The organism is Roseovarius pacificus (assembly GCF_900142665.1).
GTDB classification, from domain to species: domain Bacteria; phylum Pseudomonadota; class Alphaproteobacteria; order Rhodobacterales; family Rhodobacteraceae; genus Roseovarius; species Roseovarius pacificus.
The window spans coordinates 122809-146733 of record NZ_FRBR01000002.1; the positions used below are offsets into that span (position 1 = coordinate 122809).

General features: G+C 63.6%; 24 protein-coding genes. 21 read left to right on the plus strand and 3 right to left on the minus strand.

What is annotated here, in order from left to right; all coding sequences use genetic code 11:
• The first annotated feature begins 109 nt into the window (after window positions 1-109).
• The 13 genes from BUB53_RS06225 (at window position 110) to BUB53_RS06285 (ending at window position 14080) form a co-directional block, all read left to right on the plus strand.
• Window positions 110-916 (plus strand): alpha/beta fold hydrolase, encoded by an 807-nt coding sequence (locus BUB53_RS06225; RefSeq protein WP_073033844.1) that lies wholly within the window; start codon window positions 110-112, stop codon window positions 914-916.
• The gene (locus BUB53_RS06230) at window positions 909-1304 is read left to right on the plus strand and encodes a carboxymuconolactone decarboxylase family protein (protein WP_073033845.1); all 396 of its coding nucleotides are present in this window, start codon (window positions 909-911) and stop codon (window positions 1302-1304) included. Before BUB53_RS06225 ends, BUB53_RS06230 begins: the two co-directional genes overlap by 8 nt.
• The gene (locus tag BUB53_RS06235) at window positions 1301-1924 is read left to right on the plus strand and encodes an amino acid synthesis family protein (RefSeq protein WP_073033846.1); all 624 of its coding nucleotides are present in this window, start codon (window positions 1301-1303) and stop codon (window positions 1922-1924) included. The genes BUB53_RS06230 and BUB53_RS06235 overlap by 4 nt, the downstream gene beginning before the upstream one ends.
• Window positions 1925-1982: 58 nt before the next feature.
• A complete protein-coding gene (locus BUB53_RS06240) occupies window positions 1983-3515 on the plus strand; it encodes an ABC transporter substrate-binding protein (protein ID WP_084728943.1) in 1533 nt (510 codons plus the stop codon).
• Between the two features lie 106 nt (window positions 3516-3621).
• Window positions 3622-5097: an aldehyde dehydrogenase gene (locus tag BUB53_RS06245; RefSeq protein WP_073034042.1), complete on the plus strand. Its 1476-nt coding sequence runs from the start codon at window positions 3622-3624 to the stop codon at window positions 5095-5097.
• A 65-nt stretch (window positions 5098-5162) separates the two neighbouring features.
• On the plus strand, window positions 5163-6095 hold the full coding sequence (locus BUB53_RS06250) for an ABC transporter permease (protein WP_268794035.1): 933 nt from the start codon (window positions 5163-5165) through the stop codon (window positions 6093-6095).
• Window positions 6096-6109: 14 nt separating this feature from the next.
• On the plus strand, window positions 6110-6901 hold the full coding sequence (locus BUB53_RS06255) for an ABC transporter permease (protein ID WP_073033849.1): 792 nt from the start codon (window positions 6110-6112) through the stop codon (window positions 6899-6901).
• A gap of 28 nt (window positions 6902-6929) precedes the next feature.
• Window positions 6930-8687: a hypothetical protein gene (locus tag BUB53_RS06260; RefSeq protein WP_073033850.1), complete on the plus strand. Its 1758-nt coding sequence runs from the start codon at window positions 6930-6932 to the stop codon at window positions 8685-8687.
• Complete coding sequence (locus BUB53_RS06265; RefSeq protein WP_073033851.1) at window positions 8684-9454, plus strand: hypothetical protein; 771 nt, start codon at window positions 8684-8686, stop codon at window positions 9452-9454. Before BUB53_RS06260 ends, BUB53_RS06265 begins: the two co-directional genes overlap by 4 nt.
• A 2-nt stretch (window positions 9455-9456) precedes the next feature.
• Window positions 9457-11202, plus strand: a complete 1746-nt coding sequence (locus BUB53_RS06270) for an ABC transporter ATP-binding protein (RefSeq protein WP_073033852.1) — start codon at window positions 9457-9459, stop codon at window positions 11200-11202.
• A 9-nt stretch (window positions 11203-11211) separates the two neighbouring features.
• Window positions 11212-11808: an isochorismatase family protein gene (locus tag BUB53_RS06275; RefSeq protein ID WP_073033853.1), complete on the plus strand. Its 597-nt coding sequence runs from the start codon at window positions 11212-11214 to the stop codon at window positions 11806-11808.
• A complete protein-coding gene (locus tag BUB53_RS06280) occupies window positions 11805-12530 on the plus strand; it encodes an isochorismatase family protein (protein WP_073033854.1) in 726 nt (241 codons plus the stop codon). The genes BUB53_RS06275 and BUB53_RS06280 overlap by 4 nt, the downstream gene beginning before the upstream one ends.
• Window positions 12527-14080 carry an acetolactate synthase large subunit gene (locus BUB53_RS06285; RefSeq protein ID WP_073033855.1) on the plus strand — a complete coding sequence of 518 codons (1554 nt, stop codon included), beginning with the start codon at window positions 12527-12529 and terminating at the stop codon, window positions 14078-14080. Before BUB53_RS06280 ends, BUB53_RS06285 begins: the two co-directional genes overlap by 4 nt.
• 76 nt (window positions 14081-14156) lie before the next feature.
• On the opposite strand, the gene BUB53_RS06290 is transcribed toward BUB53_RS06285, so the two are convergent.
• Window positions 14157-14651 carry an RrF2 family transcriptional regulator gene (locus tag BUB53_RS06290; RefSeq protein WP_073033856.1) on the minus strand — a complete coding sequence of 165 codons (495 nt, stop codon included), beginning with the start codon at window positions 14649-14651 and terminating at the stop codon, window positions 14157-14159.
• A 91-nt stretch (window positions 14652-14742) separates the two neighbouring features.
• Between BUB53_RS06290 and BUB53_RS06295 the strand changes: the two genes are divergently transcribed.
• Together BUB53_RS06295 and BUB53_RS06300 are read left to right on the plus strand one after the other, a co-directional pair.
• A complete protein-coding gene (locus tag BUB53_RS06295; protein ID WP_073033857.1) occupies window positions 14743-15207 on the plus strand; it encodes a carboxymuconolactone decarboxylase family protein in 465 nt (154 codons plus the stop codon).
• Window positions 15208-15325: 118 nt separating this feature from the next.
• On the plus strand, window positions 15326-15793 hold the full coding sequence (locus BUB53_RS06300) for an OsmC family protein (protein ID WP_073033858.1): 468 nt from the start codon (window positions 15326-15328) through the stop codon (window positions 15791-15793).
• Window positions 15794-15886: 93 nt separating this feature from the next.
• Here the strand turns inward: BUB53_RS06300 and BUB53_RS06305 are convergent, their stop codons facing one another.
• Window positions 15887-17182, minus strand: coding sequence for an NAD(P)/FAD-dependent oxidoreductase (locus BUB53_RS06305; RefSeq protein ID WP_073033859.1), 1296 nt, complete (start codon window positions 17180-17182; stop codon window positions 15887-15889).
• Window positions 17183-17219: 37 nt separating this feature from the next.
• Between BUB53_RS06305 and BUB53_RS06310 the strand changes: the two genes are divergently transcribed.
• The 6 genes from BUB53_RS06310 (at window position 17220) to BUB53_RS06335 (ending at window position 22957) form a co-directional block, all read left to right on the plus strand.
• Window positions 17220-17858, plus strand: a complete 639-nt coding sequence (locus tag BUB53_RS06310; RefSeq protein WP_229709488.1) for a type 2 periplasmic-binding domain-containing protein — start codon at window positions 17220-17222, stop codon at window positions 17856-17858.
• 92 nt (window positions 17859-17950) lie between these two features.
• Window positions 17951-18697 carry an amino acid ABC transporter permease gene (locus BUB53_RS06315; RefSeq protein ID WP_073033860.1) on the plus strand — a complete coding sequence of 249 codons (747 nt, stop codon included), beginning with the start codon at window positions 17951-17953 and terminating at the stop codon, window positions 18695-18697.
• The gene (locus BUB53_RS06320; protein ID WP_073033861.1) at window positions 18694-19491 is read left to right on the plus strand and encodes an amino acid ABC transporter permease; all 798 of its coding nucleotides are present in this window, start codon (window positions 18694-18696) and stop codon (window positions 19489-19491) included. The genes BUB53_RS06315 and BUB53_RS06320 overlap by 4 nt, the downstream gene beginning before the upstream one ends.
• Before the next feature lie 18 nt (window positions 19492-19509).
• Entirely contained in the window at window positions 19510-20268 is a 759-nt protein-coding gene (locus tag BUB53_RS06325; protein ID WP_073033862.1) for an amino acid ABC transporter ATP-binding protein, read from the plus strand.
• A gap of 70 nt (window positions 20269-20338) precedes the next feature.
• Window positions 20339-22372, plus strand: a complete 2034-nt coding sequence (locus BUB53_RS06330) for an NADH:flavin oxidoreductase (RefSeq protein WP_073033863.1) — start codon at window positions 20339-20341, stop codon at window positions 22370-22372.
• A 207-nt stretch (window positions 22373-22579) separates the two neighbouring features.
• The gene (locus tag BUB53_RS06335; protein ID WP_073033864.1) at window positions 22580-22957 is read left to right on the plus strand and encodes a RidA family protein; all 378 of its coding nucleotides are present in this window, start codon (window positions 22580-22582) and stop codon (window positions 22955-22957) included.
• A gap of 17 nt (window positions 22958-22974) precedes the next feature.
• On the opposite strand, the gene BUB53_RS06340 is transcribed toward BUB53_RS06335, so the two are convergent.
• Window positions 22975-23883, minus strand: a complete 909-nt coding sequence (locus tag BUB53_RS06340) for a LysR substrate-binding domain-containing protein (protein WP_073033865.1) — start codon at window positions 23881-23883, stop codon at window positions 22975-22977.
• Between the last annotated feature and the right edge of the window lie 42 nt (window positions 23884-23925).

The following is a 23925-nucleotide window of genomic DNA, read 5'->3' on the forward strand; positions in this document are numbered from 1 at the left end:
CATCTGCCTGACAGTCGATAGCATAGTATATTGACAGACGGAGGTCCATCATATTGTATATTGGTATACCATATGACGTAGACGCGGAATCAGGGGGTGAAAACAGGCCATGCGCACGAAGGACGACCTTATACATTATCGGCGCGAGGGCCGTGGTGCGCCTCTGGTTCTGGTGCATGGCGTCGGGGCCAATCTTCGCAGCTGGGATCGCGTGGCGGAGGTGCTGTCGCAGGATTTCGACATCCTGCGCCTCGACCTGCGCGGCCATGGCGATTCGGCGGTGATCGACGGGGAATATTCGATCGACGCCTTCGCGGCGGACGTGATTCGCATGATGGATGAGGCCGGGGTCGAGCGTGCGCATCTTGCCGGGTTTTCGCTGGGAGGGCTGATCGCGCAACGTCTTGCCCATGGCTGGCCCGACCGGTTCGATCGCGTGGTGATCCTTTCGGCCGTTGCCGGGCGCACCGATCAGGAGCGTGAAAAGGTCGTTTCGCGATTGCAGATGATCCGCGAGGGCGGGATCGAGGCGATTACGGGGGCTGCGCAGGATCGCTGGTTCACCGAGGATTTCGCAAAGCGGAATCCCGAGGTGATCGAGCGCCGCATCGCCGAACTCAAGGCCGTGGATCTGCCGTCCTACCTGGAGGCTTACCGGGTCTTCGGGACGACGGAGCTTGTGGATACGCTGCACGAGATCGCGGCGCCGACGCTGGTCATGACGGGCGAATGCGACGTGGGCTCCAACGTGCGCATGGCGGAGACGATGCACCGTCTCATTCCCGGATCGGAACTGCGCATCCTGCCGGGTCTCAAGCACAGCGTTCTTGTCGAGGCGTCGGATCAGCTTGCCGGGTATATCGGCGAATTTCTCAAGCGGGACAGTGAAGGCAATCAGGGGATGGCAAATGGATAGGCAGCTTTATCAACGCGGGCTGGAAAAGCGCAAGGCGACGCTGGGCGCCGAGTATGTGGAAAATTCCCTGAGCAGGGCGAGCGATTTTTCCAGGGAGTTTCAGTCGTTCATCACCGAGTATTGCTGGGGCGCGGCATGGGGCGACGAGACATTGGACCCCAGGACGCGCAGCATCATGAACCTGACGATGATCGCCGCGCTCAACCGCATGCATGAGTGGGAGCTTCATTTCCGCGGGGCGCTGACCAACGGCGTCACGCAGGACGAACTGAAGGCGATCCTGACGCAGATTACCATCTATTGCGGCGTGCCCGTGGGCGTGGAGTGCCATCGGATCGCCAACAGCGTGCTTGCGCAAGAGGGCGGCGCGGACAGGAGGCAGTCATGAGCGAAGTGCGCATCAGAAAGATCGTCGATCACGTCGAGGACACGTTCATCGAGGGTGGCCGCGCGGCAGAAACGCCGCAACGGCAGGCGGCCTGCGCCGCCGTGATCGTCAATCCGTGGAGCGGGCAGGGGTTCGTCGAGGATTTGCAGCCGCAGATCCTGGCCCATGCCAGGGCCCTGTCCGAGGCACTGGTGCCGCGCCTTATCGGGCTGATGGACGGGGCCGCGAATATCGAGGCCTTCGGCAAGGCGGCGGTGGTCGGCACATCGGGCGAGATCGAACATGCCGCCGGGCTGATCCATACGCTGTATTTCGGGAACGCCTTTCGGGTGGCGGCGGAGGGGGATTCATTCCTGCCTTTCACCAATACGCGGGGCGGGGCGGGGATTTCGATCCAGTTGCCGCTGACGCACAAGCTGGAGGCCAAAAAGGGCACCCGCTCGCATTTCCTGACGATGGTTTTCGATATTCCCGACGCTCCGGCCCATGACGAGATCGTGGTCGCGCTGGGCGCGGCGAGCGGTGGCCGTCCGCATCACCGGATCGGCGATCGTTTCAACGACATGAAGCTGATGGGAACGGATCAGGCCGGTCGTCCGCTTGCGGAGGACCGAGCATAACCGCCCGCAAAGGGCCAATAACGGCGAATGCCAGGACAAACCCAACTGGAGGTCTGACATGATTATGAAAAACTTTCTCAGGATAACCGGGGGCGCGATGCTGTCCTGCGGTGTGGCCCTTTCGGCCATGGCGCAGGAGAGCGAGCCGGTTTACGGCGGCACGCTCGATGTCGGTTTCATCAGCGATGTGCGTACCCTCAACCCGCTGCAATCGACGCAATGGACGGAACGCCAGATCCTGTTCCTGATGTTCGACAGGCTGGTCGACTTGAACCCGGATTTCTCGCTGCGGCCCGGCCTGGCCAAAAGCTGGGAGTTCGAGGACGACGGCAAGCGGGTGGTGCTGCATCTGGAAGAGGGCGTGAGTTTCCACGACGGCACGCCGTTCAATGCCGAGGCCGTGAAATGGAACCTCGACACGCGTCTCGATCCCGATGCGGGGTCGTCGCAGCGCAAGCAGCTCGAGGCGGTCATCGAGAGTGTCGAGGTGGTCGACGAGCACACCGTCGCGATCAACATGATCGAACCCTATCCGCCGTTGCTGGCGCTTTTTACCGACCGGGCGGGTCTGATGGCCTCACCGGCGGCGGCCGAGACCTATGGCGAGGATGTCGGGATGCACCCGGTCGGCACCGGGCCCTTCAAGTTCGAGGAATGGACCCGCGGATCGGAGTTGTCGGTGGTCAGGAACGAGGAGTTCTGGCAGGAGGGCATGCCCTATCTCGACCGGGTGGAGTTCAACAACATCGCCTCCAACGTGATCGGCATCCAGCGGATGACGATTGGCGAGATCGACTATATCGGCCACCTGACGCCGCTGGACACCAAGCTTGCGGATGCCAGCCCCGATATCAAGCTGGTCCAGTCCGATGGCGGCCAGTGGTATTCGTTGCAGATGAACTACGGGCAGGAGCCCTATAACAACCACGAGCTTCGCAAGGCGATCGCCTATGGCATCGACCGCGACCGGATCAACGAGATCCTGTGGGAAGGTCAGGGAACGGTCAGCAACGGGTTCACGCCCGAGGGCCTGTGGTGGACCCCGAGCGGCCTGCCGGATTATTCCTACGATCCCGACAGGGCGCGCCAGATCCTGAAGGATGCGGGGCTGGAGGGCACGACGCTGAGCCTTGCGTCGCCGAGTGGCGATGCGCTGCGGCGGTTCAGCGAACTGGTGAAGGAAAGCCTCGACCAGATCGGGCTCAATGTGCAGCTCGCCCCCGTGCCGCAGAGCGAATACTACGCCAAGACGGTTTCGGGCGAGATCAACTTCACCCCGATGCGCTGGACCCAGCGGGCCGATCCGGACGGGTTGATCCAGTACCTGTTCTCGAGCGAGGGCACGGCGAATTCCACCGGCTACAGCAACGAACAGGTGGATGCCTGGATCGACGAGGCGCGCACCACGTCGGATCAGGCGGTGCGTGAAGATCTGTATCAGAAGGTGCAGGTGCAGATCGTCGAGGATCTTCCCTATATCCCGGTCGGTTTCGCCACCGAATTCAGTGCGTTGCGCACTGAAGTTCATGGTTACACGCCGATGCCCGACCTGATCCCGCGCTTTCGGTATTTCTGGCTGAGCGAAGAGTGATGCCGTGATGTCCGGGGCGGTCCGGCCGCCCCGAAGCAGAAGACCTGCCGGCCCGGCGTATCCATACGCGCGGGCCGGCGCAGAACCAATGAAATATGGGGCGGCCATGACCAAGACTTTTCAGATGTTCATCGACGGCGAATATTGCGACGCCTCGGATGGCGGGCGTTTCGACTCGATCAACCCGGCGACCGAGGAGGTCTGGGCAAGCTTCCCCGAAGCGACGAAAGAGGATGTGGACCGGGCCGTACGGGCCGCGCACCGGGCATTCGAGAGCGGCCCGTGGTCCCGGATGAGCGCGCGGGAGCGCGGCAATGTCCTGAAACGCGTGGCGCGCGAACTCGAGGCGGCGGGGCCCGAACTGGCCATCGCCGAAACGACGGATACCGGGAAACTCCTGCGCGAGACCCGCTGGCAGGCGAAGAACCTTGCCGAAATCTACGAATATTATGGCGGGCTGGCCGACAAGGTGGAGGGGCAGTTGCCGCCGACCGGACCGGACGCGCCGCTGGCCATGATCGTGCGGGAGCCTCTGGGGGTCGTGGCCGCCGTGGTTCCGTGGAACTCGCAACTGCAACTGTCCGCGTTCAAGATCGCCCCGGCGCTGGCCGCGGGAAACACGATCGTGGTCAAGCCCTCGGAGGAGGCCTCGGCCGCGGTCACGGCGTTCGCCGAAATCATGCGCAAGGCGGGTGTGCCCGACGGGGTTTTCAACATCGTGACGGGGTCGGCCAACCCGTGCGGGCAGACGTTGACCTCGCATCCCAAGGTGCGGCGTATCAGCTTTACCGGCGGGGTCGAGACCGCGCGCAAGATCATCGCCGCCTCGGCGGAGAATATCGCGATGCTGTCCCTCGAACTGGGCGGCAAATCCCCGGTGGTGGTGTATGACGACGCGGATGTCGACAGCGCCGTGAACGGCATGATGTCGGCGATCTTCGCCGCCAGCGGGCAGAGCTGCGCCGCGGGGTCGCGGCTGCTGTTGCAGGACGGGATTTACGACCGTTTCCTCGAGAAGCTGGTCGCGCGTGCGGGCGAGATCATCATCGGCGACCCGATGGGCGAGGACACCCATATGGGGCCGCTGGCGACCAGGGCCCAGCGCGACCGGATCGAGGACCTTCTGGGCAAGTCGCAGGAGGCGGGGGCGAAAATCCTGACCGGCGGCGGGCGCGGCGGGTTCGACAAGGGCTGGTTCTTCGAGCCGACCATCGTCGAATGCGGCGATCAGGATTTTCCCATCGTGCGCAACGAATTGTTCGGGCCGGTCCTGAGCGTTCTGCGTTTCCGCGAGGAAGACGAGGCGATCCGCATGGCGCGGGATTCCGATTATGCCTTTGCGGGCGGTGTCTTTACCTCGGATTTCGGCAAGGCCTATCGCACGGCCCGCGCGATCCCGGCGGGGCGCTTCTGGATCAATACATATCGTGTGACGTCTTATGCGATGCCGTTCGGGGGCTCGGCCAACAGCGGCTACGGGCGCGAGGGCGGCATAGAGGCGATCCACGACTATACGCAGACCAAGGCCATTTTCGCAGACCTGTCGGGCGAAAAGGTTTCAGACCCCTTCGTGATGCGATGAGCGCCATGAAGCCTGTCGAAACCCGTCCCGCAGCACGGTCAAGGGGGTAGATCACCATGCTGGCAATGATCCTGTCGAGGATTGCGATCATGATTCCGAACGTCATCATCCTGACGTTCCTTCTGTTCGCAGCCGTGACGTCCTTTCTCGGCACGCCCGCCGCAATCATGCTGGGCGAGGATGCCTCGCCCGAGGCGATTGCCGAACTGAACGCCCGGCTGGGGTTCGACGGGCCGCTTCTGACCCGGTACTGGGACTGGATGAGCAGCGCCCTGTCGGGCGATCTGGGACGGTCCTATTCGACGCAGCAAGCGGTGTCCGATATGGTCGCCGCCGCGCTGCCGCTGACACTGGAACTGGCGCTTTGGGCGATTGCCGTGGCGGTCATCGGGACCGCGCTGATCAATTCGATCCCGGTCTTTCGCGGGGTGGTCGAACGGGTTACCGCCGGGATCAGCATCATCGGCATCACCGTTCCGAACTTTTTCCTCGGGCTGCTTCTGATCTATATCTTCTCGGTGCAGTTCAGATGGCTTCCGACGACCGGCTGGGCGCCCTGGTCGGACGGCGTGATCACGCATCTGAGGCATATGATCCTGCCGGTGGCGACGCTGTGCTTTTTCTACTTCAGTTCATTCAGCCTCGTCTTCAAGGCGGAATACAAATCCATCGAGAACAGCCTGTTCATCAAGGCCGCACGGGCCAAGGGCATTTCCGAGGCGCGCATTTCCTACCGGCACATCCTGCCCAATTCGATGATGCCGCTGATCACCTATGCGGGCCTGTCGCTGGGGCAGCTGGTGGGCGGGGCGGTGGTGACCGAGACCGTCTTTTCGATGCCCGGCATGGGGCGGCTTCTGGTCGATGCAATCTCGGCGCGGGATTTTCCGGTGATGCTGGCGGTGGGGATGATCATCATCGTGGGGGTCATGCTGTTGAACCTGTTGGCTGACCTCACTTACGGGCTGGTGAATCCGCTTGTCCGGACGGCGACATAAGGGGAGGTGACGAGATGAAAAAGATGTCATTCCGGCTCGGTCTCGGCCTCACGCTTCTGGTGATGATTTCGCTGATCGCGCTTTTTGCGCCGCTGATCGCGCCGTTCAACCCGACGGAAACCACACGAGACGTGCTGGCCAGCCCGTCCTGGGCGCATCCGTTCGGCACCGATAACCTTGGCCGGGACATCTTTTCGCGGATCGTCTTCGGGACGCGCGTGTCGCTTCAGGTCGGGGCGTCGGCGGCGGTGATCGCGGTGCTGATCGGGGTGCCGGTCGGGCTTGCCGCCGGGTATTTCCGGGGCTGGGTCGATTTTGTGCTGGTGCAGGTGATCGACATTTTCATCGCCCTGCCGGGACTTGTCCTGGCGCTCATCATCACGGCGATGCTGGGGCCGTCGGTCGTCAACCTGGCCTTCACGCTTGGCGTGGTCACGGCACCCACGGTGGCGCGGCTGGTGCGCGGGCAGGTCTTTGTGGTGCGCGAGACGCTGTATGTGGACGCGGCCCGCGCGACCGGGGCGGGGGGCGGCTGGATCATCCGCCATCATATCATGCCCAACACCATGCGCGTGATCTATGCGCAGTTCGCGATCAACGTGTCGCTGGCGATCTTCACCTCGGCGAGCCTCAGTTTCCTCGGTCTCGGCGTGCCGCCGCCAGCGCCGGACTGGGGCGGGATGGTGCGTGACGGCTCCATGTTCCTGCCGATCCGCCCGATGATGAGCCTCGGGCCGGGCGGGGCTGTCGCGCTGACGGTCTTCACATTCTACCTCGTCGGTTCGAGTCTGAACGATGAGGAGTAAGGACAAATCTTTCCAGAGGAGTGGTCCGATGCCGGACGGTATGGAAATCCGGAGGCTGCCAGCCTTTCTCAGAGAACAGCTTGTCGAGTTTGCCGGTGCGGAGGGGGCGGAGCGGGTATGCGCCCTGATGCGCCCGGAGCACGAGGTGATGCGGGTCGATACGCTGAAGTGTTTCAAGGCGTCGCGGATGAGCTTTGCCGATCTGATCGTGCGCAAGATGGCCGGGGAAAACTGGCGCATCGTGTTGCTGTCGAGCGCGTGCGATCACGATGGCGCGGGCAAGTTCGTCTACCGGATCGAGACGCCGGGCCATGCCTTTACCTATATCGCCCGCGCCTATCCCTGGGACGGGATCGAGAAGGTCGGGCGGCGTGCCGACGGCGCAAATCGCGACATGTTCGGGGCGCTGTTCGTGGATGTCGCCAGCGAGGAGCGTATCGCGCAGGAGTTCGATACGTTCGACGTGAAAGAGGAAGGCGGCATGCGGACCGATGCCGATGTGATCGGCTGGACACCGGCGAACCGCAGCAGCCGGCATTTCGATGCGGTGGTGGATGCGCTGGCCGAAGGGCGGCAACCCGATCCGGAGGCCGGCCTTGGCTATCTGATGCGCAATGGCGGGTTTCAGGCCAGCGGGCGCAACGGGTCCATTTCCTATCAGGGGCTGCCCGAGGATCACCCGCTGAACCATCCGTTCTTTGCGGACCTGTTTGCGATCTACCTGGTGCGGGTCTTCTCGCTGGATTTCGCCAATGCGGTCGCCCGGCTGCGCAACCCGGATGCCGCGCAACTGGCGCCCGAAATCGCCCGCGAACTGGGGATCGGCAATTCGTCGGGGCAGGGGATGTGCGTGGCGCTGCAACGCTGGCCGCATTGGGTGGCCACCTGGGTGACGGTGCGCGAACTGGCGCTTGCCTATGCCAAGGCGCAGCCGGTCACGGACGAGGGGCGGGCCAGGATGCGGGCGTCGATTACGCGCGCCGAGGCATTTTACGCCCGGACGGACGAGCAGACCGAAAGCTATGTCATTTCCAACGAGCGGATGCTCAGGGATCTGAAATGCGCGGCGGGCTGGCTGGGCGAGGCGACGTTCGGGACATGGGGCGATTTCGCGGACCGTGCCGCCGCCACGATGAATGGCGAAAGCCAGGAGCAACTGAACAGCCTCCTGATGGATCTCGTGCCCGGATTCTGCGATGCGATCGCGCCCTACCTGCGTATCGGGGCATCGCGGCAGCGGGTGGCGGACCCGGCCATGCCGGTGGGCGATCTGCGGGCGATCCTGCGGCGCAACTACGGCTGGGCGCTGAAGATCGACCGGGGCCATGCCTCGACCCATCAGCATTTCTGGTATCATTCGGTCGATAATGGCGAGCAGCGCCGGGGAGAGCGGATCGTCGACCCGCACGAACATTTCGAATCCTTCATCGACCATGTCGGCCTGATCCAGCGGCTGGCTTCGGTTCTGACCGCGTGGGAGGACGATGCGAAGGCGGGCGATGTCGTGATGGCCTGCCCCGATCTGCATTACGCCGTTTCGCGGGTGCAATATCTGGATGGGCTGCCCTATGCCGAGATCCGCGACAGCATCGCGCATCGCGATTTCCTGCCGTCGAACCTGATCCGGTTTTTCCTGGCTTGCCTTGGCGTGCGCTGCGCGACGCCGCTGAGTATCCGCTATGTCCGGGGCACGTTCTATCAGTTCGATCCGCTTCCGCCGGATTTTGCCGGGCAGGTCGATACAGGGCCCGAAACCGCCGACACAAAACGGGAGATCGCATTGTGAGCACGTCGTCTTTTGTTGCCTATTCCGAACTGACACGCGTCCTGCCGTGGTCGATCCGCGCCCGTGGATACGCTTTCGGGACCGCTGACCGGGCGTCCTTTCTTGTTGCCAATGCGGCGAGCATGGCGCCCGAGGTGCTGGGAGATATCGCCGCGCTTGGGGAGCGTCCTTCGGGGGGCTTGCAGCGGCAGTGGAGCGAGGGGGTGCTGTCGGTGGAGGCCAGTGGCGTGTCCTGGCTGGAGGCCGGGCCCGCCGTGATGGATTATTGCGGCGCCCACGCCAAGGAACATGGCGTGGTGGCGTGTCGGGTGACCGGCGCGAGCGAGGTGTCGCTGCTGCCTGCGGTGTTGCTGACGGGGGCCGATTATGGCCTGTCGGCCGTGGCTGTCCGGGGCGAGGGCCGGGTGATGCGCTGGACGTTGCTTGGCTGGTCGGCGGAGCAGGAGGCGCGGCCAGTGCTGCTGTGTGGCGAGGGGCGCGAGGATCTGGATCGGTGGCTGGCGGGGGCGGTGAAGCCGGGCGAGTTGCCCGAAGCCTTCGACGGAACGCATATCCTTGCCTGGCGCGCGCCGCGGCTGACGATCCCTGCCGGAGAGACCGGGGCGACGGATGCGCAGGCCTGTATCGACATGGCCTTTTCAAAGGGTATCCCCGTGACCCGCGAGGTGCTTGAGGGGCTTTACGAGCTTGAAAAGATCACCTGGGCCCCGACCTCGGAACGGTCGAGGGCGCAGGCCGGATTTCAATCCAGACCGGGAGGTCAATAGAGATGCCTGAACAGTCCCGCGACCCCGTTGTCGATGTGCGCAAGCTGAACATTGCCTTTGGCAAAAGCTCGGTCGTGCATGACGTGGATTTCCGTATCAACGCCGGTGAGACCCTGGCCGTGGTGGGCGAGTCGGGTTCGGGCAAGAGCGTGACCTCGATGGCCATCATGGGGCTGTTGCCCAAGGGCGCGCAGGTCAATGGCTCGATCCGGCTTGGCGGGCAAGAGGTGATCGGCGCTTCGGAACGCACCATGCGCAGCCTGCGCGGCGAAGTCGCGAGCATGATCTTTCAGGAACCGATGATGAGCCTCAATCCGGTGCTGACGGTGGGGGCCCAGGTCAAGGAGATGCTGCGCCAGCACAGCGACCTGTCGGATGCCGAGGCCACACGCGAGGGGATTCGCCTGTTCGACCGGGTTCGCATCCCGGATGCGGCGCGGCGGTTCCGGGACTATCCGCACATGTTTTCGGGCGGGATGCGCCAGCGCATCATGATCGCGATCGCGCTTGCCTGTTCGCCACGGCTGCTGATCGCGGACGAGCCGACCACGGCGCTGGACGTGACCATTCAGGCGCAGATCCTGGACTTGCTCAACGAGGTCCAGCGAGAGAGCGGCACCGCGATCCTTTTCGTGACACACGATATGGGCGTGGTAGCCAACATGGCCGACCGGGTCATGGTGATGCGCTCGGGGTATTCTCTGGAAACCGGCCCGGTCGGGGAAATTTTCGAGCGCCCCGGTCACGATTATACCAAGATGCTGATCGACGCCGTGCCCCGGCTGGGCGAGGCGCGGCATGTGCCGTTGAAACCGTCGGACGCGGCGGCGGGAAAGCCGATCCTGAGTGTGCGCAACCTTGTCACGCGGTTTCCGGTGAAGGGCGGTGCGTTGCGCCGCACCATCGGGCAGGTGCATGCGGTGGAGGGGTTGAACTTCGACCTTTATCCGGGTGAAACGCTGTCTTTCGTGGGAGAGTCCGGGTGCGGGAAATCGACCACGGGCCGCAGCCTGCTTTTCCTGAATCAACCGAATTCCGGCGAGATCGTGTTTGACGGGCGCGAGGTGAAATCCTCGAACCCGTCCGATGTGTCCTATCTGCGCCGCAACATGCAGATGGTGTTTCAGGACCCGTTCAGTTCGCTCGATCCCAAGCAACGCATCGGCGATATCCTGTCGGAGCCTTTGCTGTGTCACGGGCTGGCCAGCAAGGCGGAGGCGCGCGAGAAGGGAGAGCATCTTTTGGAGCGCGTGGGCCTGGAGGCCGGTATGATTTCGCGCCTGCCGCACGAGTTTTCGGGCGGGCAGCGGCAACGGATCTGCATTGCGCGGGCGCTGATGCTGGACCCGAAGGTGGTGATCGCCGACGAGGCCGTTTCGGCGCTTGACGTTTCGGTGAAGGCGCAGGTGGTCGACCTGATGGTGGATCTTCAGGAGGAACTGGGGCTTTCCTATCTCTTCATCAGTCACGACATGGCTATCGTGGAGCGGGTCAGCCACAGGGTTGCGGTCATGTATATGGGCGAGATCGTGGAGATCGGCCCGCGGGATGCGGTTATCGGCAACCCGAAACACGAATATACGCAAAGGCTGATGGCTGCGGTGCCCGATCCCGATCCGACGACGGACCGGAGCCAGTTGATGGGCGCGCCGGTGGTCGAGTTGCCCTCGCCGATCCGGAATCTCGATTACGTGCCACCGGCGCGGCAGTTCCGGCAGGTGGGGACCGATCACCTGGTGGCGGACTAGGCCGTCATCATGGGCGGGGCGATCTGGGACCGCTTTCTGACCGGGCGCGACCGGGAGGTGTTCGGCGGGGCGGGCTATGGCGCGTATGGGGCGCTGCCCGAGCGCCCTGCGCTTATCCTGCTTCATACCGGCATCGAGGCGGAGCGCCGGGCGCTGGCACGGCTGGCGTGCATGGCGCGGCAGGCCGGTATTCCGGTGATCCATGTGCTTGAGGGCCGGGAGGACAAGGAGACCGGCCCGGACCGGCCGCAGGATGTGCTGCCTGAAAGTGCTGCGTCCGATATCGTGCTGAACCGCAGCGCGCCTTCGGCGTTTTTCGAGACCGATCTGATGGGTCATCTCAACCTGCTGCGCGCCGACGGGGTGATCCTGGCGGGGGGCGACACCTCGGATGCGGTGCGGGCGACCGTGGTGGATGCGTTCAGTCTGAACCTGCGCAGTGTCGTGGTGGCCGATGTCTGTTTCGACCGTTGGGAGGCGAGCCATGCGCTGGCGCTTTTCGATCTGGATGCGAAACATTCCAATGTGATGGACAGCGCCGGGGTGCAGGGCTGGCTTGCCCGGCTGCCCGGGGGGCTTTTCGCGCTTCCGCCGGGGGCACAATGATCTGGGAGCGCTACCTGAGCGCGGCGGATGCGGCCCGGCTCCGGCAGACCGGTTTGACGGGGCCCGAGGGGCTGGGGCGTGCGCCCGCCTTGCTGGTTGTCGATGTGTCATGGTCCTTTGCCGGGGACGATCCAGAGGCCGATATCCGCGACAGCATCCGGCGCTGGCCCAACAGTTGCGGGCGCGAGGGGTGGACGGCCATAGGGCGTATCGGGGCGCTGATCGGTGCGGCGCGGCGGCACGGGGTGCCGGTGATCTATTCGACGGGACGCGCCCGTGCGGATGGCTGGGATTGCGCCAACTGGCGCTGGAAGAACGCGCGCACCGGCGAGCCCCCGGATATTGGCGGTTCGGGGCGTGAGGGGAACGGGATCGTCGATGCCGTCAGGCCCGCCGGGGGCGAAATCGTCTTTCGCAAGCGGGGGCCGTCGATGTTTTTCGGCACGGCGGCTGCGACGACGCTGAGGCGGCTGAACCGCGACAGCGTGATCGTTACGGGCACCACCACATCCGGCTGTGTGCGGGCCAGCGCGGTGGATGCCTTCAGTCACGGTTTTCGGGTGGCTGTCGTGTCGGACGGGTGTTTCGACAGGGGAGAGGCCAACCATGCGGTTGCGCTTTTCGATATGGCGATGCGTTATGGAACGGTGATGGAGGCGGCGGATGCCATGGCGCATATGCGCGCGCTGGCTGCCGCGAAGGAAGCAGGAGAACAGGGATGAACGGTGCGGAAAGTCTTGTGAAGACGATGGTGGATTCGGGGGTGGAGGTCTGTTTCGCCAATCCCGGCACGTCCGAGATGCATTTTGTCGCGGCGCTTGACGGGGCCGAGGGCATGCGGTGCGTTCTGTGCCTGTTCGAAGGGGTGGCCGCCGCCGCAGCCGACGGGTATGCGCGCATGACCGGCCGTCCCGCGGCCACGCTGCTGCATCTCGGGCCCGGACTTGCCAATGCGGGGGCCAATCTGCACAACGCCATGCGGGCCGGGGTGCCGGTGCTGAACGTGGTGGGAGACCATGCCACCGATCACCGCCATCTGGATGCACCGCTGGCCAGCGATATCGAGGGGCTTGCGCGGACATGGTCCGGTTGGGTGCGCACCAGCCGCACCGCCGCCAGCGTGGCGTTCGATGCCGCCGAGGCGATAGACGCGGCGCGGAGCGGGATGATATCCACCCTGATCCTGCCTGCGGACACGGCCTGGAACGCGGCGATCGACAGCGCCTGTGCGCGCGGTCCGCAAGCGCCGGTCCGACCGACCGAGGCGCAGATTGCCGCCGTGGCGGAGGTTCTGCGCGAGGGGCGGCCCACGGTCATCCTGCTTGGCAACGGGGCGCTTGCCAGCCGGGCGGCCGTGGAAGAGGCGGACCGGATCGCGCAGGCGACGGGCGCTGTCGTGCTGGCGCGCAACAGTGCCGCGCGGATGGAGGCCGGTGCAGGGCAGGTTCCGGTCGAAGCGCTGCCTTATCCGGTGGACGATGCCGTTGCGCGGCTGTCGGGAACGGCGCATTGCATTCTTGTCGGGGTGGAAGAACCGGTCGCGTTTTTCGCCTATCCGGACAAGCCGCATCGCCTGTTGCCGGACGATGCCCTTCGGCATCAGCTTTGTGCGCCCGGTCAGGACGCTGCGGAGGCATTGTCGCGCCTTGGCCGCGCCGTTGGTGCGCATACGCTTGAGCCCCGCCGGGAGGCCCCGCGCGCTGCGCGACCGCCAGAACAAGGCCCGCTGACGCCCGCAGGCATTGGCGCGGCGCTTGCCAACCGCCTGCCGGAGGGGGCGATCATCTGCGACGAGGCGCTGACCTCGGGCGGTCCGATCTTCGAGGCGCTTGCCGGGGCCGCGCCGCATAGCCGGCTCAAGCTGACCGGCGGGGCGATCGGGATCGGCCTGCCGTTGTCCGTCGGTGCGGCGGTGGCCTGTCCCGAGCGCAAGGTGGTCGTGTTGCAGGCGGATGGATCGGGGATGTACACGCTTCAGGCGCTCTGGACGCAGGCGCGCGAGGGGCTGGACGTGGTATCGGTCATCCTGTCGAACCGCGCCTATGCGATCCTGAAGGGCGAGCTGCGCAACGTGGGCGTGGAAACGCCCGGTGAAAAGGCCATTGGCATGATGTCTTTGCGCGATCCGGATCTGGACTGGTGCGCACTTGCAAACGGAATGGGCGTCGAGGCGGCGCGCGCCGGCACCGTGGCCGAGTTCGACGCGCTGCTTGCCCGTGCGATGGAGCGGCGGGGGCCGTTTCTTATCGAGGCGGATCTGACCTGCGACTGAGCGTCATATCGTCTGAGGGCGTTTCAATCGCCGCTGGACGCGGGTTTCAAAACCCGTCTGGCGAGAGGTGATCCGGTCAACGCTTTGCCTCATCTATGAAGCTGGCGATGGCGCGCTTGTTGTCCTCGTCGATCATCGTTTCGCCATCCGCCACCAGATCGGCCAGCGTCTGGGCGCGCAATGCGTCGCGCCATGCCGATTCAGCTTCGAGCATGCGGGTTTTGATGAAACAATCGGTCTTGTAGGCGCAGGGGTTGCCGGTTTTGCCCGGCCCCCTGCGCCGTATCTCACGGCAGACGAAGGCGGGGCCGCGCCCGTCGATGGCTTCGACGATATCGAGCAATGTGATGCGGTCGGGCGCGCGCGACAGCCGGTATCCGCCACGCGGTCCGGGGAGCGCATCGACGATACCGGCGGCTGCGAGGCTGCGGAGATGTTTGAGCAGATAGGTTTCCGATACGCCATGCAGTTCCGCCAGGCTTCGACCCGGCAGAACATTGCCGTCGGGCAGCGCCGTCAGCACCAGGGCGCAATGGAGGGCGGCTTCGACACCATCGCTTAAACGTCTCATTTTCGATGCGTCTCCTGGGGACGGGTTGCGGCTGGATTAATCGTCGACATAATATATCCATGATTCGCAGGCAACAGCAAAGGAACGCCCCATGCAGCCCCGTATGAATATCCCGAACCTCGCGCCGGACCTTTTCAATTCCGTCATGGGCCTTGATCGCGCGATCAGGGCATCGGAGATTGATCGGGACATTTTGCATCTCGTGAAACTCCGCGCATCGCAGATCAACGGATGCGCCTATTGTGTCGACATTCATGTGAAGGAGTCTCTGACCGATGGGCTCGATGCGCAAAAACTGCATCTTGTCTCGACATGGCGTGAATCGCCGTTCTTCACCGCGCGGGAGCGGGCCGCGCTTGAATGGACCGACAGCGTTACGCTCATTTCCGACACCGGCGTTCCCGATTCAGCGTATGAGGCCGTGCGCGCGGCGTTTTCCGAGGCTGAAATCGCGCAGCTCACCGTTGCGATCGGAGCGATCAACCTGTTGAACCGGATTGCGGTCAGTTCCCGCACGCCGCACCCCGTACCGCAACGGGCGCAGAACGTTGCATAAACATATCGGCAGGGGCTGCGGAGGCGTGCGTTTCGTGGCGCCTGCTGGCATCATGGGATCGGGCGCGCCCCGCCGGGTGGCACGGCCCTGAACGGAACTGACAGGACAGGATATCTGAATGGAACATGATTACACCTCTCAGGTGGTCTGGACGGGAAACCGTGGCGAGGGTACGTCGGGCTATCGCAGCTATGATCGCACATGGAACATCGCCGTGCCGGGCAAGGCCGTTGTGCCATGTTCGAACGATCCTCTTCTCGGGGGCGATCCGGCAAAGATGAATCCCGAAGACCTTCTTTTGTCGGCGTTGTCGGCCTGTCACATGCTTTGGTATCTGCATTTTGCCTCGGACGCGGGAATTGTGGTGACCGCTTATGAGGATACCCCTGTGGCCACGGGCGACGTCGCTGCCGGAGGCGCGGGGCGCTTTGTGTCGGCAACCCTGCGCCCGCGCATAAAGGTCCTGCCGGGGACGGATATGGAAAAGGCGGCCGCGCTTCACGAGCGTATTCACGATGTCTGTTTCATCGCGCGTTCGGTCAATTTTCCCGTCAGCTACGACCCCGCATTCGAGATCGTGGGCTAGAGAGCGCGGCGTCAACGATGGGGCGGTGCCGCAGGATGCGGCGGAGGCGGTTGGCTCCGGTCGGCGCGGATTATGCGGCTTGTGCCATGCAGCCTATTCCAGCATGTCCATCAGCTCGTAGCCGAACGTCACCGCCCTGACGCCGAGCGAGCGCAGGGGGTAGAAGGGCAGTTTGAGCGGGCGGTCCCGGTGAATGAGGCCGAGTTCGGCGGGGCGGCCCGTCATTGCCCCGGCGATCCGGTGGCCGACATAGCCGGACATGGCGACACCGGCGCCGTTGAATCCGGCGGCATAGCTGACATTGGGCGAGAGGCGGCCCGCCTGGGGCAGGCCATCGAGCGTCAGCGCGACATAGCCCGACCAGCGATATTCGGTGCGCAGGTCGCGCAGTTCCGGGAATGTGTGGTGCAGGGCCTTTTCGAGCCGGCGAAAGGCGGTTGGAGAGTCGACCGCGCCGAGGGCACCCCGGCCCCCAAAGAGAACCCTGCCGTCGACCTTGCGAAACCAGCGCATCATCCGATGGGTTTCGGTATAGCTTCGCTCGGAGGGCAGTATCTGACGGTCAAGCTGGTCGGGCAGTGGTTCGGTGGCGATGATGGCGCTGCGGAACGGGACGAGGCAGCGCGCAACGGTGTCGGATGCGCCGGTGAGCGACGAATAGGCATTGGTCGCCAGCAGCACCTGAGCGGCGCGCACGCGCCCGCCCGGCGTTTCGAGGATCACGCCGGTCGGGTCTTCCCTCAGGGTTTGAACCGGCGTCCGGGTATGCAGCGCAATGCCCTGCTTCGTAACGGCCCCGGCCAGGGCATGGAGATAGCGAAGGGGGTGGATCGTTCCGGCGTCCTCTTGCAGGATGCCGCCGTGGAAGATGGAACTGCCGGTTTCCTCCTGCACTTCGTCGGAACTCAGGATGCGACCGGCGCTGCTTCCGAAGGCGTTTTCCAGCCAGTCGGTTTCCGCCTTGATGCGGGCAAAGGCCTTGTCGGTATGGGCGCATTTGAGCGCGCCGGACTTGCGAAATCCGGTATCGGCCAGGTCGAAGCGGTCCAGTGTCTCTTGCAGGTGCCGGACGCTGGCATGGGCGATGTCATACATGCGCCTTGCGGTTTCGAGACCGTGTTGCCGGGCGAGGTCGGGGTAGCTTCTGCGGAATTTTGCAGAAACCACGCCGCCGTTGCGCCCGCTGCCGCCCGCGCCGAGATCTGCGGCTTCGAGGAGGACCGGGCTCAGCCCCGCCGCGGCCAATGCCAGCGCGGCGTGGAGGCCGGTATACCCGGCCCCCACGATGGCGACATCGCATGTGATGTCCCGGTCAAGCGCCGCCGTCTGCGGTGGCTGGCTGGCGGTATCGCTCCACAGGGAAAGCGCGGCGGGGGGCTGGGGAGGCATGGGGTATTCCTTATGAGGCCTCGACCGCGTCTGCCAGTTGGCCGAGGTTGTGGAAGTGGAAATCCGGGGTGGTTTTCTGCTCGGGGTCCGGGGTGCCGCCATAGCCTTGCTGATCGTGGCGCCGTTCGATCTGTTGATCGGGGCCATGTCGGACAGGCCCGACCGCCGCAAGGTCGTGGGGATCGTCGAACCGGCCTATTGGACATCGGGGCCGACCCTGATGGCCAGGGAGGGCGTGATCTCGTCATGGGACGACATTGCGGGCAAGCCGGTTTGTGGCAAGCAGGGCGTTTTCTACAACAAGATCGCAGAGGTCGAATTCAATGCCAATGTGGTGGCGTTCGGCGGCAATACCGAGGCCAAGGAGGCGCTGCGCTCGGGCAAATGCGTGGCGTGGGTCTATGACGACACCTCGATTGCCGCGGATTTGGCCAGCGGTGACTGGGAGGGCTACGAGATGCCCGTCGAGACGGTGTTCTCCAACCCCTGGGGCGCGGCGGTTCCGCTGGAAGAGAAAGACGGCATCTGGGGCGCGTTCATGTCCGGGATGGCCTACAAGTGGCACGAAGAGGGCACCCTGATCGAACTGGAAGAGAAATGGGGTGTGAAACCCTCGCCCTGGCTGGCGGGAATGCATGAAAAGCTCCAGTATGACGACTCGTACCTGGAGAACTGATCCGGGCGCATACTGAACAGGCTTTCTGAAACTTCCGGGCGGCGTTTGCCATATGCGGACACGCCGCCCGTGCACCCAGGGGACACGCATCTGTGCTGGATCTCATCGCACCCTATTTTGAACGGCTTTACGATACGACCGGGCTGAATTTTTCACCGTTCTACGATTCCTATGACTGGTCGCGCCTGCTGGAGGGCATGTTGGTGTCGGTCAAGCTGATCGCCGCCATTGTCGCCGTGTCGCTGGTGATCGGCGTGATCGGGGCCGGTGCGCAGACCTCGCGATTGCGGCCGGTACGCTGGTGCGTGGCCGCGTATATCGAGATTTTCCGCAACACGCCGCCCATCGTGCAACTCCTGTTTTTCTATTTCGGCCTCGGGGCGATCACGCCGCAGGTCGATATGGGGGGCTGGTACGAGCCGATGATCGGCTCTTTCGGCTGGGCGGTGATCGCCATCGGCATTTTCGGCGGAAGCTACAATGTCGAGATTTTCCGCTCGGGCGTGGAGGCGGTGCCGACGGCAACGACGGAGGCCGCGGAATCGCTCGGGTTTTCCAACTTCAAGATTTTCGTCTACATCACCCTTCCGCTGGCCTTTCGGTTCTGCCTGCCGGCACTGACGAACAATATCGTCAGCCTCGCCAAGACGGCATCGCTTGCCTATGTGATCGCGGTGCCGGAAATCACCTATTCGCTGAGCGGTATCTGGTCGGACAACGTCAACGTGCCCGAAATGATGCTGTTGCTGTTCACCTATTACATCGTGCTGGTGGCGATCATCGCCAAGGCGATGGCGTTGCTGGAGCGCAAGCTCGCACTGCCGGGGTACGGACAATGACGGCATATTCCGTGACACGGCTGACATGGCGCGCCCCGGCGCTGGCGGCGGGGTTGTGCGTGGCCGCAACGGCGGCGGCGATGGCCCAGCAGGGTGGCGAGGCGCGCCCGAGCGCGGTGGCAACACTGGTGATTTGGATGCCCTTCATCCTGGAGGGGTTCGTTCTGAACCTCGTGATGAGCGTGCTGGCGATGGCGATTGCGACGGTGACCGGCGTGATCCTCGGGTTCATGCAGATCAGCCCGAGCCGCATTGTTCGCGTTCCGGCCAAGCTGATCACGCATCTTTTCCGGAATTCGCCCTGGCTGGTGATCCTGTTCGCGATCATGTTCCTGATCCCGTTCCAGATCCGTCTGCCGGGGGGCGATACGGTGATGATCCCCGACTGGGTCAAGGCGACGATCGGTTTCGCCTTGCCGGTGATGGCCAACATCTCAGAAATCCTGCGCGGGGCGGTGGCTTCGATCCCGTCGGGCCAGTGGGAAAGCGCCGAGAGCCTTGCGTTTACCCGGATTCAGACATTGCGTTACGTCATCCTGCCGCAATGTATCCGCCGGATGATGCCGCCCTGGATGAACTGGTATGCGCTGCTGACGCTGATGACGCCGATGGCCGCGATCCTCGGTGTGAACGAGGCGCTGGGCAACACGCAGGCGGCGATGGAGGCCGCAGGCGCGCGCCCCGAGTTGCTGATCCCGTTTTACCTGTTCCTGATGACGATCTTCTTCGTCTTCATTTACCCGATTTCGCTTTATACCCGCCGGCTTGAACGCCGTTTCGCCACCGGGTCCTGAGACAGGAGAGTTTGACGCATGACTCCATCAGAAAACTGGACGCCCGATCAGCCGATTGTCGCCCTCAGGGATGTGCACAAGAGTTTCGGCACCTTCGAGGTTCTCAAGGGCATCGACCTTACCGTGATGAAGGGCGAGGTGGTTTGCATCATCGGGCCGTCCGGGTCAGGGAAATCCACCCTGATCCGCACCATCAACGGGCTGACGCCCGTGACCAGGGGCTCGGTGCAGGTCGAAGGGCAGGAGGTTCATGACGGTAATCTCGACAAGCTGGCGCTGCGCCGCAAGGTCGGGATCGTCTTTCAGCAATACAACCTGTTTCCGCATCGCACCGTTTTGCAGAACGTGATGATGGCGCCCCTTCTGGTGCTTCGTGAAAACAGGAAAGAGGTCGAGGCGCGTGCGCGTGAGTTGCTGGCCAAGGTCCAGTTGCACGGCAAGGAGAATGCCTATCCGGCGGAGTTGTCCGGTGGGCAGCAGCAGCGCGTGGCCATCGCGCGCAGCCTGTGCATGCGGCCCGATGTCATGCTGTTCGACGAGGTGACCGCCGCGCTGGACCCCGAAACCGTGGGCGAGGTGTTGCTGACGATCAAGCAACTGGCGGCGGATGGCATGACCTGCATTCTCGTCACGCATGAAATGGGCTTTGCCCGTGAGATTTCCGACAGGGTGTATTTTACCGACGCGGGCAGGATTTGCGAAAGCGGCCCGCCGGCCAGCCTGTTCGACAACCCCCAGGACCCCAGAACCCAGGAGTTCCTGTCAAAGGTCCTCTAAGGTGCGTGTCCGCTACGTGTGAACCAACGGGGCAGGAAAGCAGCCTGTCGCCCGACAGAAGAGGTGTGCCATGACCCAACAATCGACCGTACGTGCCAGCGATCCGCTTTTGCAGCCGCTGACCATCAAGAAACTCGTGCTGCGCAACCGGATCATGAGCACATCGCATGCCTGCGGCCTGGAAAGGGACGGTTTTCCGCAGGATGCCTACCAGGCCTATCACGAGGAAAAGGCGAAAGGCGGGCTTGCGCTGACCATGTTCGGCGGGTCGTCCAATGTGGATATAGACAGCCCGAGCATCTTTCAGCAGCTCAATGTGGGAACGGATGAGATCATCCCGCATTTCCAGAGGTTCTCGGAGCGTGTTCATGCGCGGGGGGCGGCGCTGATGTGCCAGATCACCCATCTCGGGCGGCGCGGCGACCCTTATGCACAGGACTGGCTGTCGCCGATCGGGCCGTCGCCGATTCGCGAGACCTTGCACCGCGGTATCCCGCGCGAAATGGACGAGCATGACATTGCCCGTGTGGTGCGGGCCTATGGGCAGGCTGCGCGCCGCTGCGAAGAGGGCGGGCTTGACGGGATCGAAACGCTGGCGTCGGGGCATCTGATCGGGCAGTTCCTGTCGCCCAAGACGAACCACAGGACCGACCGTTTCGGTGGGTCGCTGCAAAACCGCATCCGGTTTGCCCTGATGGTGCACGAGGAAATCCGGCGCAATGTCAGCGACGATTTCATCGTCGGCATGCGCTATGTCGTGGATGAGGGGATCGACGGGGAACTGTCGCCCGAAGAGTGTATCGAAGCCGCCCGCATCCTTCAGCAGGAGGGGGCCGTCGATTTTTTCAATGCGCTTTACGGGTCGATGGATACGTCGCGTTCGCTGTCCGAGGAGGTGTTTCCGGGCATGGGCGTTCCCGCTGCCCCATGGGTCGGTGCGGTCGGGCGATTCAAGCGCGAGGTCGATCTGCCGGTGTTCCATGCCGCGAAACTGTCGGACATGGCCTCGGCCCGGTTCGCGGTGTCCGAGGGGCATGTGGACATGGCCGGGCTGACACGCCCGCAGATTGCCGATCCGCATATGGTGTCGAAGCTTCTGGCCGGTGAAGAGCACCGGATTCGCCCCTGTGTCGGGGCCGGGCATTGCCAGTCTCCGCATCGCCCCAAATGCCTGCACAACGCGGCGACGGGGCGCGAGCTGAGCCTTGGGCACAGCATCGCAAAGGCCGGAACGCGCAGGCGCGCGGTGGTTGTCGGGGCCGGGCCGGGGGGGCTTGAGGCGGCGCGCGTTCTGGCCGAACGGGGCCACGATGTTTCGGTGTTCGAAGCCGCGCCGCAGCCGGGGGGGCAGTTGCTCTTGGCGGCCAACGGCTGGCGAAAGGATCTTGTCGGGATCGTCGACTGGCGGTTGGGCGAGCTTGAACGGTTGGGGGTGCCTGTGCAGTGCAATCGCTTCATGGAGCCCGATGACATTACCGCGCTCGACCCCGATCTGGTGATCCTGGCCACCGGGGGCATTCCGCAGACCGAGTTCGGCGACGGGGCCGATCTGGTGCTGTCGGCATGGGATGTGGTGGGCCGTCAGGTCAAGCCGCAGGGCGATGTGCTGATCTGGGACGGGACGGGCCGTCATCCGGCGCTGCTGGCCGCGTTCAGCGCGATGGAACAGGGCGCCGAGGTTCAGCTTGCGACGATCGACACGGGCGTGGCCGAAGATCTGGTTTATCCCGAGGCGACGCGCTGGCAGAAAGACATGGCAAAGGCCGGGTTGAAATCCGATGGGCATTTGCGGCTGATCCGGGTGAACAGGCAGGGGAACCGGCTTGAGGCGACGCTGTTGAACGAACTGACCCATGATCACGAGACGCGGCTGGTCGATCAGGTCGTGGTGGAGATGGGGACGCTGCCGATGGGCGATCTGTTTGACGGCTTGCGGGATGGGTCGGCGAATGACGGCGTGACCGACCTGCATGCGCTCAAGGAGTTGTGCGCGCAGCCGCGCCCGCGTGCCGGGTTCGAGTTGCACCGTATCGGGGATGCGCTGTCATCGCGCAACGTTCATGCGGCGATCTATGACGCCTTGCGGCTGTGTTCCGTGTCCTAAGGTGGGGTACGCAGGGCGGCGTTTGCCATCCGGCGGCTGGCCCCCGGTGTTGCGATTGCAGGTTGGAATCCGTTTGCCAAAGCCTTGGGATTTCGTGGCCGATATCGCCCGTTGGCATGCCCTGTCCGGTTTGCTTGACACTATCTTCGGTGGGGGTAGGCTCTTGCGCCAATGCCTCATGAACAATTGAAATCGGGATAGCAGGACATGAAATACATTGAAACGCCGAACGCTCCGGCGCCGGGGGGACACTATTCACAGGCTGTCGCGGTGAACGGGTTCATCTTTCTGGCCGGGCAACTGCCGATCGCGGGCGACGGTGAAGATGTGCCGAGCGATGCCGGTGGCCAGCTCAGGCTGGTCTTTGCCAATATCGAGGCGATCCTGAAAGCAGCCGGTGCCGGAATTTCGGATATCGTCAACGCGACGATTTTCGTGAAGGACATTTCGCTGTGGCCCGAAATCAATGCGGCATACGCTGAAATTCTGGGGGATCATCGTCCGGCGCGCACGGTTGCGGTTTCTCCTCAGTTGCATTTCGATGCGCTGGTCGAGGTTCAGATCGTTGCGGCGGCCCCGGGTTGAGGTGATGCTTTCGCCCTTCAGATGTTTGCCATCTGTGAAAGATTGCCGAGCGCCCACTTGTTGAAAATCTTGACCTTTTCCAGTTCCAGATACTGAGGGGCCATTACCAGATAATAGCCCAGGGATGAGGTGAGCCGGATGTCGAAGGGTTCAACCAGCCGACCCGATTGCAGGTCGTTCTTGACAACTGCGCTTCGCCCCATGGCGACGCCAAGCCCCTCGATCGCCGCCTGATAGGACGGGTAGAGCAGATCGCAGTTGATTTCGGCGGCGAACCGGTTGTTCGGTATCCCCGCTTTTTCCAGCCACAATGGCCAGTCGTCCCTGAGGATCAGCGGAGAAGCGGTACGGATAATCGTCTGGCGTTGCAAGTCGGACAGCGTTTGCAGTTCCGAGCCGATCAACGGGCTGCATACCGGGAACAATTGCTCGTCAACGATCTTCAGGGCTTCCAGTTCCGGCCAGTCGGTGCGCACACCATATTGTATGGAAACATCGTAATCCTGGACCGAGACGGCTTCTTGTTCATGTGCGACGATCGTTCTCACCCGGAGGCCGATCTCGGGGTGCTGTTGAATGAAGCTGTTGAGATTGGGAAACAAAACCTTTAGCGCGAAGGTGCCGAGGCAGGCGATGGTCAGGATATCTCCGCGCTGACGGTCGATGGCGCGATCGGTGGCGACCTGAATCTCCGTCAGGGCGTTGCGGGCCGATGAAAGGTAATCCCCGCCTGCTTCTGTCAGTGTGATCGTATTGTGCCCGCGCTCCAGAAGCTGGACCCCCAAAAGCTCTTCGAGCTTGCGTATCTGGTGGCTGACGGCGCTTTGCGTCAGGTTGAGTTCCGTGGCCGCGCGCGTAAAGCTTCGGTGCCTTGCCGTCGCCTCGAATGCTCTGAGGATTCTCATCGACGGCATGTGACGTGACATTGGCTGGCTCCTCTTTCCGGGGTGGTGCGAAGACCGGATTCC

Coding starts and splice junctions, on each gene's coding strand:
- BUB53_RS06225 (WP_073033844.1), top strand. CDS start 110: ATGCGCACGAAGGACGACCTTATACATTATCGGCGCGAGGGCCGTGGT.
- BUB53_RS06230 (WP_073033845.1), top strand. CDS start 909: ATGGATAGGCAGCTTTATCAACGCGGGCTGGAAAAGCGCAAGGCGACG.
- BUB53_RS06235 (WP_073033846.1), top strand. CDS start 1,301: ATGAGCGAAGTGCGCATCAGAAAGATCGTCGATCACGTCGAGGACACG.
- BUB53_RS06240 (WP_084728943.1), top strand. CDS start 1,983: ATGATTATGAAAAACTTTCTCAGGATAACCGGGGGCGCGATGCTGTCC.
- BUB53_RS06245 (WP_073034042.1), top strand. CDS start 3,622: ATGACCAAGACTTTTCAGATGTTCATCGACGGCGAATATTGCGACGCC.
- BUB53_RS06250 (WP_268794035.1), top strand. CDS start 5,163: ATGATCCTGTCGAGGATTGCGATCATGATTCCGAACGTCATCATCCTG.
- BUB53_RS06255 (WP_073033849.1), top strand. CDS start 6,110: ATGAAAAAGATGTCATTCCGGCTCGGTCTCGGCCTCACGCTTCTGGTG.
- BUB53_RS06260 (WP_073033850.1), top strand. CDS start 6,930: ATGCCGGACGGTATGGAAATCCGGAGGCTGCCAGCCTTTCTCAGAGAA.
- BUB53_RS06270 (WP_073033852.1), top strand. CDS start 9,457: ATGCCTGAACAGTCCCGCGACCCCGTTGTCGATGTGCGCAAGCTGAAC.
- BUB53_RS06275 (WP_073033853.1), top strand. CDS start 11,212: ATGGGCGGGGCGATCTGGGACCGCTTTCTGACCGGGCGCGACCGGGAG.
- BUB53_RS06280 (WP_073033854.1), top strand. CDS start 11,805: ATGATCTGGGAGCGCTACCTGAGCGCGGCGGATGCGGCCCGGCTCCGG.
- BUB53_RS06285 (WP_073033855.1), top strand. CDS start 12,527: ATGAACGGTGCGGAAAGTCTTGTGAAGACGATGGTGGATTCGGGGGTG.
- BUB53_RS06290 (WP_073033856.1), bottom strand. CDS start 14,651: ATGAGACGTTTAAGCGATGGTGTCGAAGCCGCCCTCCATTGCGCCCTG.
- BUB53_RS06295 (WP_073033857.1), top strand. CDS start 14,743: ATGCAGCCCCGTATGAATATCCCGAACCTCGCGCCGGACCTTTTCAAT.
- BUB53_RS06300 (WP_073033858.1), top strand. CDS start 15,326: ATGGAACATGATTACACCTCTCAGGTGGTCTGGACGGGAAACCGTGGC.
- BUB53_RS06305 (WP_073033859.1), bottom strand. CDS start 17,182: ATGCCTCCCCAGCCCCCCGCCGCGCTTTCCCTGTGGAGCGATACCGCC.
- BUB53_RS06320 (WP_073033861.1), top strand. CDS start 18,694: ATGACGGCATATTCCGTGACACGGCTGACATGGCGCGCCCCGGCGCTG.
- BUB53_RS06325 (WP_073033862.1), top strand. CDS start 19,510: ATGACTCCATCAGAAAACTGGACGCCCGATCAGCCGATTGTCGCCCTC.
- BUB53_RS06330 (WP_073033863.1), top strand. CDS start 20,339: ATGACCCAACAATCGACCGTACGTGCCAGCGATCCGCTTTTGCAGCCG.
- BUB53_RS06335 (WP_073033864.1), top strand. CDS start 22,580: ATGAAATACATTGAAACGCCGAACGCTCCGGCGCCGGGGGGACACTAT.
- BUB53_RS06340 (WP_073033865.1), bottom strand. CDS start 23,883: ATGTCACGTCACATGCCGTCGATGAGAATCCTCAGAGCATTCGAGGCG.